Here is a 12,266-nt window from a genome sequence, read left to right on the forward strand (position 1 = left end):
CACCGAATGGGATACTCCCGATGAGCTCTGTCGCTGTGTTCAGCAAAGCCTCGCCACTGGATACATTGCAACGCTGGCTACCGAAACTGGTGCTGGCGCCAAGCATGTTCATCGTGTTGGTTGGTTTCTACGGTTACATCCTTTGGACGTTCGTCCTCTCGTTCACCAACTCGACGTTCCTGCCTTCCTATAAATGGGTCGGTCTGGCGCAATACGCGCGCCTGATGGACAACGACCGCTGGTGGGTCGCGAGCAAGAACCTTGCGGTGTTCGGTGGCATGTTCATCGGCATCAGTCTGGTGATCGGTGTTTTTCTGGCGATCCTGCTGGACCAGCGCATCCGCCGCGAAGGCGCGATCCGCACTATTTATCTGTACCCGATGGCGCTCTCGATGATCGTCACCGGCACGGCCTGGAAGTGGCTGCTCAACCCGGGCCTTGGCCTGGACAAAATGCTGCGCGACTGGGGCTGGGAAGGCTTCCGTCTGGACTGGCTGATCGATCCTGACCGCGTGGTCTACTGCCTGGTCATCGCCGCTGTCTGGCAGTCTTCGGGCTTTGTGATGGCGCTGTTTCTGGCAGGCCTTCGCGGTGTCGATCAGTCGATCATCCGTGCTGCACAGATGGATGGTGCAAGTCTGCCGATGATCTATTGGCGCGTGGTGCTGCCAAGCCTGCGTCCGGTGTTCTTCAGCGCCGTGATGATCCTGGCTCACATCGCCATCAAGAGCTTCGATCTGGTGGCGGCGATGACGGCCGGTGGTCCCGGCTACTCTTCGGACCTGCCCGCCATGTTCATGTATTCCTTCACCTTCAGCCGTGGCCAGATGGGTATGGGCTCGGCGAGTGCGATTCTGATGCTCGGCGCGATCCTGGCGATTCTGGTGCCGTACCTGTATTCCGAGCTGAGGACCAAGCGCAATGACTAGTCTCGTAGGCAAGCCAGGCATCAGCCTCAGTCGCGTGGTGATTCACGCCGTGCTGTTGCTGGCCTGTTTGATATATCTGGTTCCGCTGGTGGTCATGCTGTTCACCAGTTTCAAGACACCGGAAGACATCGGCACCGGCAACCTGCTGAGCTGGCCGAGCGTCGTCACCGTCATCGGCTGGGTCAAGGCCTGGGACATCGTTGACGGCTATTTCTGGAACTCGCTGCGCATTACCGTTCCGGCGGTGATCATCTCTACTGCCATCGGAGCGCTCAACGGCTACGTGCTGTCGATGTGGAAGTTCCGGGGCTCGCAGCTGTTCTTCGGCCTGCTGTTGTTCGGCTGCTTTCTGCCGTTCCAGACCGTTCTGCTGCCAGCGTCCTTCACGCTGGGCAAGATGGGACTGGCCAACACGACCACTGGCCTGGTGTTCGTTCACGTGGTCTACGGCCTGGCATTCACCACGCTGTTCTTCCGTAACTACTACGTCAGCGTGCCGGATGCGCTGGTGCGTGCCGCACGCCTGGATGGCGCAGGGTTCTTCACCATCTTCGGCCGCATCATCCTGCCGATGTCGACGCCGATCGTGATGGTGTGCCTGATCTGGCAGTTCACCCAGATCTGGAACGACTTCCTGTTCGGCGTGGTGTTCTCCAGTGGCGAATCGCAGCCCATTACCGTGGCGCTGAACAACCTGGTCAACACCAGCACCGGCGCCAAGGAATACAACGTTGACATGGCGGCGGCGATGATCGCCGGGCTGCCGACACTGCTGGTGTACGTACTGGCTGGCAAGTATTTCCTGCGTGGGCTCACAGCCGGCGCGGTCAAGGGGTAATCATGGCGACTCTCGAGCTACGCAACGTCAACAAGACATACGGCACCAACCTGCCGGATACGCTGAAGAACATCGAACTGTCGATCAAGGATGGCGAATTCCTGATCCTGGTCGGCCCGTCCGGCTGCGGCAAATCCACACTGATGAATTGCATCGCCGGTCTGGAAAACATCACGGGCGGCGCGATCCTGATCGACGGCGAAGACGTCAGCGGCACCAGCCCCAAGGATCGTGACATCGCGATGGTGTTCCAGTCCTACGCTCTGTACCCGACCATGAGCGTGAAAGAAAACATCGCCTTCGGCCTGAAGATCCGCAAGATGGCGCCTGCCGCCATTGAAGAAGAGGTGGCACGGGTCGCCAAGCTGTTGCAGATCGAGCACCTGCTCAACCGCAAGCCAGGCCAGTTGTCCGGTGGTCAGCAACAGCGTGTGGCCATGGGCCGTGCTCTGGCGCGCAGGCCGAAGATCTATCTGTTCGACGAGCCGCTGTCCAACCTCGACGCCAAGCTGCGGGTCGAGATGCGCACCGAAATGAAACTGATGCACCAGCGTCTGAAGACCACCACGGTCTACGTGACTCACGACCAGATCGAGGCCATGACGCTGGGTGACAAGGTCGCGGTCATGAAGGACGGTATCGTCCAGCAGTTCGGTACGCCCAAGCAGATCTACAACGATCCCGCCAACCTGTTCGTCGCCAGCTTCATCGGTTCGCCGCCGATGAACTTCATTCCGCTGCGCCTGCAACGTCAGGACGGCCGTCTGGTGGCGCTGCTCGACAGCGGTCAGGCTCGCTGCGAACTGCCGGTTGGCGTCAGCGACGCAGGGCTTGAGGATCGGGAAATCATTCTGGGCATCCGTCCCGAGCAGATCACTCTGGCGAACGGTGACCCTACCGCGCTGCCGACCATTCGCGCCGAAGTTCAGGTGACCGAACCGACCGGTCCGGACACGCTGGTGTTCGTCACGTTGAATCAGAGTAAAGTCTGCTGCCGTCTGGCGCCGGACGTTGCGCCACAGGTCGGCGAAAGCCTGACCCTGCAGTTCGATCCGTCCAGGGTTCTGCTGTTCGACGCCAAAAGCGGTGAGCGTCTGGGCGTGCTGGGAAGCCAGCCTTCGGCTGAGCGTGTGAACAATGTTTCCCAGTTGAACCGCAAGTGATAGCTTGATCCACCCGAGCACAGCTGGCGGGTCGCCTTTCGCTCCGGCAAGCGATCCACCAGCGAACACGAAGCAGTGAATGTAAGACGTAAACCAAAGCTAATAACAATAAAACGAGGATTGATGGGATGAAGAAGATCAACAAGGCTAAATCGCATTCCCGGCTGCAATTGGTGGGCAAGCTGTCCGTTATTGGTGCAATGAGCCTGGCAGGTAGCGCTCATGCGGCGGATGCGTTTTCCTACGACTCACCGTGGATGACCGGTGACTGGGGCGGAAAACGTACCGAGCTGCTCGACAAAGGTTACGACTTCTCGCTGGAATACGTCTCCGAGATGGCCAGCAACATCAAGGGTGGCTACAACGACGACAAGACCGGCCGTTACAGCGATCAGTTCGCGCTGGGCATGAAGGTCGATCTGCAGAAGGTGCTGGGCTGGAACGACGCTGAATTCAAACTGGCGATCACCGAGCGTAGTGGCCGCAACATCTCCAACGACCGTATCGGCGATCCTCGCGCCGGTACCCTCAGTTCCTCGCAGGAAGTCTGGGGTCGTGGTCAGACCTGGCGTCTGACGCAAATGTGGGTCAAGCAGAAGTACTTCGACGGCGCGCTGGACGTCAAGGTCGGTCGTTTCGGACCGGGCGAAGACTTCAACAGTTTTCCGTGCGATTTCCAGAACCTGTCTTTCTGCGGTTCGCAGGTCGGTAACTATGTGAACACCTGGTACAACTGGCCAATCAGCCAGTGGGCCTTGCGCGTGAAGTACAACATCACGCCTGAAGTGTATGCGCAGGTCGGTGTGTACGAGCAGAACCCGTCGAACCTGGAAACCGGCAACGGCTTCAAGCTCAGCGGCAGCGGTACCAAGGGCATGATCCTGCCGGTGGAACTGGTCTGGACACCTACCGTCAATTCGTTGCCGGGTGAATACCGTGTCGGCTTCTACAAGAGCACGCCGAATGCCGACGATGTCTACGAAGACGTCAACGGCCAGCCTCAAGCCGTTACCGGCGCTGCGTTCAAGTCGCATGACAGCAAGAAAGGCTGGTGGGTCGTCGCTCAGCAACAGCTGACTGCACACAATGGCGATGCCTCGCGCGGTCTGAGCATCTTCGCCAACGCCACCGTGCACGACAAGGAAACCAACTTCGTCGACAACTACCAGCAGATCGGTTTCACCTACAAAGGTCCGTTCGATTCCCGTCCGAAGGATGACATCGGTATCGGTTTCGCCCGTATCCACGTAAACGATGATGTTCAGGATCGCCGCCGTCTGCAGAACCAGATCAACAACATCAACGACTACGACAATCCGGGCTTCCTGCCAGTGCAGCAGACCGAATACAACTCCGAGATCTACTACGGCTTCCACGTCACCAACTGGCTGACTGTGCGTCCCAACCTGCAGTACGTCAAACACCCGGGCGGTGTTGACAAGGTTGACGATGCCATCGTGGCAGGTCTGAAGATTCAGTCGAAGTTCTGATTCAGAACTTACATGAATCATGAATGACGCATAGAGCGATCAAGGGTCGTGTGTGCTTTGCGGGCAGCCTGGCTGCCCGTTTTTTATTGGCTTGAATTTCCCTTTTTTTCAGGACGCGATTGGCGATGATTTCCGACGACGCGCAGATTTCCGAGCATCCCCTGCAACGCTTCTTCCGATCCCGGCGAGCCCGGCCGACGTTCGAGTGGGAGCGCCATCAGCTGCGTGATGTGCTGGTAATCGACCATCCGCAGTGTCAGGCGGTGTTCAGTCGGCAGGGCGCGCAGTTGCTGCACTTCCAGCCCCGCGACCAGAAACCCTGGCTCTGGTGCGCGGCGCAATGGCCGCAGGTAGGGGCGATTCGTGGCGGAGTGCCGGTTTGCTGGCCCTGGTACGGGCGACATCCGGGCGAAAACGGTTGGCCGGCCCATGGCTGGGGCCGCCTGCTGGACTGGAAACTGATCGACAGTAGCGAAAGCGAAGCGGGCGTAAGCCTGCACTGGCGCTTGCAGCTCTGCGACTGGCAGGCCGACCTGCACGCTGAACTGGGGCAGGGGATGGAGCTGAGCCTGAGCACCTGCCATGAAGACAGCGAACCCTGTCATTTCAGTCACGCACTGCACGCGTATTGGCGCATCAGTGACGTTGCCGAGGTGGCGCTGCAGGGGCTGGACGGTGCACCAGGCTACGACGAACTGAGTCGTCAGGCATGCCAGCAACACGGTGAGCTGCGGGTCTTGGGCGGCTGTCAGCGGGTTTTCGAGCACGAAGGTGCGTTGCAGCTTCAGGACCTGGCCTGGGCGCGACAGTTGAACATCGACACGGGCGACAGCGCCAACACCGTCGTCTGGCACCCCGGCAGCAGACCGCTGCTGGGCGTGTGCGGCAGCGAGACCGCAGGCTTCGTACGCGTGGAAGCGGCGTCAGGCAGCGGCGATAGCTTCAGCCTCGCACCGGGGCAGCACGCGCAGTTGAAGCTACAGGCGCAGTTGGCGCATTGAGCGATCGCTTGCGAATGTGACGCTGCGCGTGCGCTTATCTCGCTGACATTCAGCCCTGATCCTCGACCGGGTAACGGCTGTCGTTGAGGCTTTCCTTGATCTTGCGCAGGTGCGGCTGGAAGTCCACGCCACGGCGCAGGGTCATGCCGGTCGCCAATACGTCGAGTACGGTGAGCTGGATGATCCGTGAGGTCATCGGCATGTAGATATCGGTGTCTTCGGGCAGTGGAATGTTCAGGCTGACGGTGCTGGCCTGCGCCAGCGGCGAGCCTGCAGCGGTCAGGCCCAGCACCGAGGCGCCATTGGCCCGTGCAATGCGTGCGACTTCCACCAGCTCGCGGGTGCGGCCGGTGTAGGAAATGATCACGAACAGCTCACCGGTGTGCGCCACCGACGCGATCATGCGCTGCATCAACACATCGGCATGCGCCGTCACCGCCAGATTGAAGCGGAAGAACTTGTGCTGTGCGTCGAGCGCAACAGGCGCCGAAGCCCCCAGACCGAAGAAGTGGATCTGACGGGCCTGAATCAACATGTCCACCGATTTGCTGATCAGCGTCGGGTCCAGTTGCTGGCAGGCACTGTCCAGCGACGCGATGGCGCTGCCGAAGATCTTCTGGGTGTAAGCCTCGGGATTGTCGTCAGCCTCGACCGCACGACTGACGTACGCCGCGCCGCTGGCAAGACTCTGCGCCAGTTGCAGCTTGAGCTCCGGGTAACCACTGACGTTGAACGAGCGGCAGAAACGGTTGACGGTCGGCTCGCTGACTTTCGCAGCCTGCGCCAGCGCGGCGATACTCAGCCGGGTCGCCATCTGCGGGTTGAGGAGAATGACTTCGGCCACCTTGCGTTCGGCTTTGTTCAGCTCATCGAGTCGGCCCTGGATTTGCTCCAGGAGGTTTCTAGTGCGGTCCATTCAAAATCCTTGTCGGGGCTTATTCACCAACGGTTTTCGCTCGAGCTTTTATTAGCCCTTTAGCCTGTAGCAAAGGTGGCCTATCGTACTGAGGGCCTGTGTTGATCACCACTGGAATATGCTTTTAGGCAGAATGTTGTGGTTATTACTACATATGGCCTTGAGTAACGCCTTTAAAAAAGGTATTTGTAGCCTAACTTGATAAAAGAACCAACATTATGCCCTTGATTACGGTTGAACCGTGCACATTTGCCCTGTTTGGTGCCTTGGGGGACCTGGCAGTTCGCAAGCTGTTCCCGGCTCTTTATCAGCTTGATCGCGCCGGACTCCTGCATGAAGACACAAAAATTCTTGCTCTGGCACGAGAGCCGGGCGACGCACCGTCGCATCTGGCCTACATCGAACAATCCATGCGTCGCTTCATTTCCGAGGCGCAGCTGGAAGACGAACACGTTTCCCGCTTCCTGGGACGCCTGAGCTACCTGCACGTCGATTTCCTCAAGGCCGAGGATTACGTCGCACTGGCCGAGCGCGTGGGTGACGCTGAAACCCTGATTGCCTACTTCGCGACACCTGCATCGGTGTACGGCGCGATCTGCGAGAACCTGGCGTCGGTCAATCTGGCAGACCGCACGCGCGCGGTGCTGGAAAAGCCCATCGGCCACGACCTTGCGTCCTCGCGTCGCGTCAACGATGCCGTCGCGCAGTTCTTCCCGGAAAACCGCGTCTATCGCATCGACCACTATCTGGGCAAAGACACGGTTCAGAACCTCATTGCGCTGCGTTTCGCCAACAGCCTGTTCGAAACCCAGTGGAACCAGAATCATATTTCCCATGTGGAAATCACCGTTGCCGAGAAGGTCGGTATCGAAGGCCGCTGGGGTTACTTCGATCAGGCCGGCCAGCTGCGTGACATGATCCAGAATCACCTGTTGCAACTGCTCTGCCTGATTGCCATGGATCCGCCCAGCGATCTGTCTGCCGACAGTATTCGTGACGAGAAGGTCAAGGTGCTCAAGGCGCTTGCGCCGTTTACTCCCGAACGTCTGGCGACCCAAGTGGTGCGCGGTCAGTACACCGGCGGCTACAGCGAAGGCAAGGCTGTGCCCGGTTACCTGGAAGAAGAAAACTCCAACACCCAGAGCGACACCGAAACCTTCGTTGCCTTGCGGGCCGACATCCGCAACTGGCGCTGGTCGGGTACGCCGTTCTACCTGCGCACCGGCAAGCGCATGCCGCAGAAGCTGTCGCAGATCGTGATCCACTTCAAGGAGCCGCCGCACTACATCTTCGCCCCTGAGCAGCGCTTGCAGATCAGCAACCGTCTGATCATCCGCCTGCAGCCGGACGAAGGTATCTCCTTGCAGGTAATGACCAAGGATCAGGGCCTGGACAAAGGCATGCAACTGCGCAGCGGTCCTCTTCAACTGAATTTTTCCGACACCTACCGCAGTGCTCGGGTCCCCGACGCTTATGAGCGGTTGTTGCTGGAAGTCATGCGTGGCAATCAGAACCTGTTTGTCCGCAAAGATGAAATCGAGTACGCGTGGCAATGGTGCGATCAGTTGATCGCAGGCTGGAAAAAGGCGGGCGATGCGCCCAAGCCTTATGCCGCCGGATCCTGGGGACCCATGAGTTCCATTGCTCTGATTACTCGCGACGGGAGATCCTGGTATGGCGATATGTGACCTTGAGCTGCCAGCAGGGCTGGTAGCACGTGAATTCGACAACCCGCAGCAACTGGCCGATGCACTGGCTGCGAATGTGGCCGGGCAACTGAAAGCGGCCATTGACGAAAACGGCCTGGCGACCCTGGTGGTTTCCGGCGGTCGCAGCCCGGTGGCGTTTTTCCAGAGTCTGGCGCAACAGCCGCTGGACTGGAGCAAAGTGGTTGTCAGCCTGGCTGACGAGCGCTTCGTGCCCACCGAGCATGCCGACAGCAACGCCGGTCTGTTGCAGCGCCACCTGCTGCAAGGCCCTGCGGCCAAGGCGAAATTTCTCGGCCTGTACAACGTGGCGGCGAGCGTTGAAGACGCTGCGCTGGCAGCCGATCAGGCGCTGGCCGAGCTGCCACCTATCGATGTACTGATTCTGGGCATGGGCGATGACGGTCACACGGCGTCGCTGTTCCCCAACAGTCCGAACCTGACCGAGGCCTTGAGCCTGGAAGGTGAGCGTCGTTGCTTGCCGATGCTGGCACCCAGTGTGCCGCATCAACGCCTGACCCTGACCCGTCGCCTTCTGGCGTCGGCGAAGCGGCCGATCCTGTCGGTGTCCGGACAGGCCAAACTCGACACCCTGCGTGCGGCGCTGGCGGGCGATGACCTCGCCGAAATGCCGGTCCGCGCCTTCTTAGAACCGTCCCTTGAGATTTACTGGTGCCCATAAGCAAAGGAAACGTCGCCATGACACAGAACGAAAATAATCAGCCGCTCAACAGCATGGCGAACAAGATTGCCCAGATCGATGAACTCTGCGCAAAAGCGAAGATTCTGCCGGTCATCACCATTGCCCGTGACGAGGACGTCCTGCCATTGGCCGACGCCCTCGCTGCGGGCGGCATGACCGCTCTGGAAATCACCCTGCGCTCGGCGTTCGGTCTGAGTGCGATCCGTATCCTGCGTGAGCAGCGCCCGGAGCTGTGTGTTGGTGCGGGCACGATTCTGGATCGCAAGATGCTGGCCGATGCCGAAGCGGCAGGTTCGCAGTTCATCGTGACCCCCGGCAGTACGCAGGACCTGCTGCAGGCCGCCGTGGACAGCCCGTTGCCGTTGCTGCCAGGTGTCAGCAGCGCCTCGGAAATCATGATCGGCTACGCAATGGGTTATCGCCGCTTCAAGCTGTTCCCGGCTGAGATCAGCGGTGGCGTAGCGGCGATCAAGGCGCTGGGCGGCCCGTTCAACGAAGTGCGCTTCTGCCCAACCGGCGGCGTCAATGAGCAGAACCTGAAGAACTACATGGCCCTGTCGAACGTCATGTGCGTCGGCGGTACCTGGATGATCGACAACGCCTGGGTCAAGAATGGCGACTGGGGTCGCATTCAGGAAGCTACCGCGCAGGCGTTAGCGTTGTTTGACTGAGGCGGTTTCAGACACGTGGCTTTCCACACGTATGGTTTGCTCGGTCGTTAAATTTTCACGGGGCGCGTCTGGCATGCGCTGAGTCAGTCAGGCGATACCCCGGCAAAGAAGTTGTTGTTGGTTGTTGTATGGCTTTGCGGTGTGCCCTGGTCCGGCACACCGTTTTTTTCGCCTACTCAGGCTCCGCGGTCCTTGTAGGACTGACGCGGGCGTGTACGGATCGGGTCCAGTATCTCGCTGAGGCCGTTGTGATCAATCTCCTGCATCAGGGCCAGCAGCCCACCCAGCTCACCCTTCGGAAAACCCTCACGCGCGAACCAGTTCAGGTAATGGCCGGGCAGGTCGGCAATCAGCCGTCCCTTGTACTTGCCGAATGGCATTTCCTGGGTCACCAGCAGCTTGAGTTTTTCAGGGTTCATGGACCGGACCTTCTGTCGTTTTGCTTGAACCAATACGATACGTGCATTCTGCATGCAGGCAAGGGGCAGTTCATGCAGAAATCACGATAAACGCTTTGTGAAAATTTCGTAACTTATTGATTTTAAAGGGTTAAATTTTTTAAAAAAACTGGCATGACGACTGCAATATTCAAGGCAGAAGCAACTTTCGTATCAACCTGCCATTAGGAAATTATCAAATGACTGATATCAACAAAGAAACGATCTCTATCCTGAATGACCTGATCGAGACCAGCAAAGATGGCGAAGAAGGCTTCAAGACCAGCGCAGAGAATGCGAAAAGCCCACAGGTAAAATCCTTTCTTGCCCGTCGCTCCACCGAAGTTGCTGCAGCCGTTCGTGAACTTCAGCAGCATGTAACGCAGCTGGGTGGCAAGCCAGAAGACTCGACCAGTGTATCGGCAGACTTGCACCAGGCCTGGGTCAAGCTGAAAACCGCATTCACCAGCGCCGACGACAAGGCTGTACTGGAAGAAGTGGAGCGCGGTGAAGACGTTGCCAAGAAGTCTTACAGCAAGGCTCTGGAAAAATCCCGCGAGAAGGGCGTTTCCCCAGCTGTGATCGCCGTCATCGAAAAGCAGTACCAAGGCGTTCTGAAGAACCACGACGAAGTCAAGGCACTTCGTGACGCAGCCCGCGCCGCATCGTAATTCGATAGCTCAGCGGTACTGAAAAAACGCCAGCCAGTCTGGCGTTTTTTTATGCCTTGAATTCGGCGACCCTTCACGCTTGACCGGCAATAGTTGCCGCAGCCACACGCAGTTCGACCCGGTTACGGCCATTGTTCTTGGCCTGATAGAGCGCCTTGTCGGCAATACCGAAGAACGCCGCCAGCTTGTCACCTGAATGAACCATCTGCGAGGCAACGCCGATACTGACCGTGATCGGCTGTTCATCGCCGAGGAAGGGTGGCAGGGTTTCGATGGCCTTGCGCACGTTTTCAGCGATTTTCAGCGCTCCCTTGCTGTCTGTTTCCGGCAGCACCACGACAAACTCTTCACCCCCGTAGCGGGCCGCCATGTCGCCCGGGCGTCTTATGTTGCTGGCAATGGTCTGTGCCACCTTGCGCAACGCCTGATCGCCGCCCTGATGCCCATGACGCTCGTTGAAGGCCTTGAAATGATCGACGTCGATCATCAGCATCGACAGCGGCTTGCCCGAGCGTTGCGCACGCGACCATTCGGTTTCCATAGAGGCGTCCATCTGGCGCCGGTTATCCAGCCCGGTAAGGCCGTCTGTCGCCGCCAGGCAGGCCAGTTGGTCTTCGGCCCGCTGGCGTCTGCGCAACTCGCGACACAGCAGCCCCGTCAGCCACAGAATGCCCAGGCACAGCACGCTGGTCGCCGAGCCTACCAACCAGGCATTGCGCCGCCAGACCGCGTACACCTCGGCTTCGGACTGCCCGATCACGACAATCAGTGGCAGGTTGCCAACCCTTGAGAAGGTATAGAACCGCTGTGCGTTCAACTGGGTCGACCAGGCGGAGAAACTGCCTTCGCCTTCCCTGAGCATGCGCTGGAAGTTGGCGGTACGGCTGTAGTCCTTGCCGATCAGGTCTTGTCCGTCCTTTTCAGGATGACGCACGATCAGAATGCCCTGAGTGTTGATCAGGTTGATACTGCTGTCGTTGCCCAGCCGCTGACTCATGAACAACTGTTTGAAATACACAAGACGCATTGCCGCGCTGGCAATGCCCATGAACTCGCCATTGGGGCCTGACATTCTCCGGCTGAAACCGATGCACCAGTCCTTGTAACCCCAGCGGGTTTTGTAAGGCGAGCTGACGTGCAACTCCAGCGACGGGTCGGTGGCATGTTCCTTGAAGTAGGAGCGGTCCGAAAAGTTATCGTCGCGCGGGATAACCGACAACGAGTCCGCGATGATTTCCCCCCGGTTGTCGAGCAGAACAAGGTCACCTTTGTAGGGCGCGGCTGTTGAACGGTCGAAGAGCACAAGCTGGCGCAGTTCCGGCGACAGGTTTTTCAGATCCGTGCGCTGCCAGGCTTTAATCATGCCTTGCAGGGAAGAGTCATACAGTTCCGCGTTGCGCATCACGTCAGCGTCGATCAACTGGACCATGTTGGAGGCGGTGCGAGCGGCGGAAAGCGCCGTATCGGTGCGTTCCCGAACCAGCAGGGACGCGACGATAGTCAGAATAGAGAGCACCGACAGCGAACTACCGAAAATGAGCATGAGCTCCGATCGGGACCATCGGTAAGACGCGGTTTGTATGGATGCAGACAACATCATTGGCGGCACTACCTGCAAACGAATGATTCTTGATAATTGATTGGGATAATTAACTTTTTATGAGGGGCCTGGCGGCGCAGCATATATATCACGATGCCGATAACGCCAATAAGCGCGCGCGACGAATAAAGAGTATTTTTT

At 58.7% G+C, this 12,266-nt stretch carries 12 protein-coding genes; 9 read left to right on the top strand and 3 right to left on the bottom strand.

Translation table 11 applies throughout. The features are described 5' to 3' along the window. The first annotated feature begins 20 nt into the window (after positions 1-20). The 5 genes from JTJ32_RS00105 to JTJ32_RS00125 all read left to right on the top strand — a co-directional run bounded on the left by JTJ32_RS00105 (position 21) and on the right by JTJ32_RS00125 (position 5,421). Positions 21-929: a carbohydrate ABC transporter permease gene (locus tag JTJ32_RS00105; protein ID WP_004878565.1), complete on the top strand. Its 909-nt coding sequence runs from the start codon at positions 21-23 to the stop codon at positions 927-929. Continuing rightward, entirely contained in the window at positions 922-1,767 is an 846-nt protein-coding gene (locus JTJ32_RS00110) for a carbohydrate ABC transporter permease (protein WP_025995015.1), read from the top strand. The genes JTJ32_RS00105 and JTJ32_RS00110 overlap by 8 nt, the downstream gene beginning before the upstream one ends. Positions 1,768-1,769: 2 nt before the next feature. Beyond that, positions 1,770-2,930, top strand: a complete 1,161-nt coding sequence (locus JTJ32_RS00115) for an ABC transporter ATP-binding protein (RefSeq protein WP_184318700.1) — start codon at positions 1,770-1,772, stop codon at positions 2,928-2,930. A gap of 128 nt (positions 2,931-3,058) precedes the next feature. After that, positions 3,059-4,420, top strand: coding sequence for a carbohydrate porin (locus JTJ32_RS00120; protein WP_099227396.1), 1,362 nt, complete (start codon positions 3,059-3,061; stop codon positions 4,418-4,420). 125 nt (positions 4,421-4,545) lie between these two features. Next, on the top strand, positions 4,546-5,421 hold the full coding sequence (locus tag JTJ32_RS00125) for a D-hexose-6-phosphate mutarotase (RefSeq protein ID WP_210040311.1): 876 nt from the start codon (positions 4,546-4,548) through the stop codon (positions 5,419-5,421). Positions 5,422-5,470: 49 nt separating this feature from the next. On the opposite strand, the gene JTJ32_RS00130 is transcribed toward JTJ32_RS00125, so the two are convergent. Continuing rightward, on the bottom strand, positions 5,471-6,337 hold the full coding sequence (locus JTJ32_RS00130) for a MurR/RpiR family transcriptional regulator (protein WP_099227398.1): 867 nt from the start codon (positions 6,335-6,337) through the stop codon (positions 5,471-5,473). Between the two features lie 218 nt (positions 6,338-6,555). Between JTJ32_RS00130 and zwf the strand changes: the two genes are divergently transcribed. From zwf to JTJ32_RS00145, 3 genes are read left to right on the top strand one after another with little or no spacing between them, the layout of a single operon-like run. Continuing rightward, positions 6,556-8,025, top strand: a complete 1,470-nt coding sequence (gene zwf / locus JTJ32_RS00135; RefSeq protein ID WP_004878578.1) for a glucose-6-phosphate dehydrogenase — start codon at positions 6,556-6,558, stop codon at positions 8,023-8,025. Next, complete coding sequence (gene pgl / locus JTJ32_RS00140) at positions 8,012-8,725, top strand: 6-phosphogluconolactonase (protein ID WP_184318706.1); 714 nt, start codon at positions 8,012-8,014, stop codon at positions 8,723-8,725. Before zwf ends, pgl begins: the two co-directional genes overlap by 14 nt. Before the next feature lie 17 nt (positions 8,726-8,742). Next, a complete protein-coding gene (locus tag JTJ32_RS00145) occupies positions 8,743-9,417 on the top strand; it encodes a bifunctional 4-hydroxy-2-oxoglutarate aldolase/2-dehydro-3-deoxy-phosphogluconate aldolase (RefSeq protein WP_099227400.1) in 675 nt (224 codons plus the stop codon). Positions 9,418-9,593: 176 nt separating this feature from the next. On the opposite strand, the gene JTJ32_RS00150 is transcribed toward JTJ32_RS00145, so the two are convergent. Beyond that, positions 9,594-9,836 (bottom strand): DUF3820 family protein, encoded by a 243-nt coding sequence (locus tag JTJ32_RS00150; protein ID WP_080266060.1) that lies wholly within the window; start codon positions 9,834-9,836, stop codon positions 9,594-9,596. Between the two features lie 218 nt (positions 9,837-10,054). Here JTJ32_RS00150 and JTJ32_RS00155 point away from each other — a divergent pair, with 218 nt between their 5' ends. After that, the gene (locus JTJ32_RS00155; RefSeq protein WP_099227401.1) at positions 10,055-10,525 is read left to right on the top strand and encodes a PA2169 family four-helix-bundle protein; all 471 of its coding nucleotides are present in this window, start codon (positions 10,055-10,057) and stop codon (positions 10,523-10,525) included. 73 nt (positions 10,526-10,598) lie between these two features. Here the strand turns inward: JTJ32_RS00155 and JTJ32_RS00160 are convergent, their stop codons facing one another. After that, positions 10,599-12,125 carry a sensor domain-containing diguanylate cyclase gene (locus JTJ32_RS00160; RefSeq protein WP_184318712.1) on the bottom strand — a complete coding sequence of 509 codons (1,527 nt, stop codon included), beginning with the start codon at positions 12,123-12,125 and terminating at the stop codon, positions 10,599-10,601. Positions 12,126-12,266 lie beyond the last annotated feature (141 nt).

It is taken from the genome of Pseudomonas alliivorans (assembly GCF_017826695.1).
In the GTDB taxonomy this organism is placed as follows: domain Bacteria; phylum Pseudomonadota; class Gammaproteobacteria; order Pseudomonadales; family Pseudomonadaceae; genus Aquipseudomonas; species Aquipseudomonas alliivorans.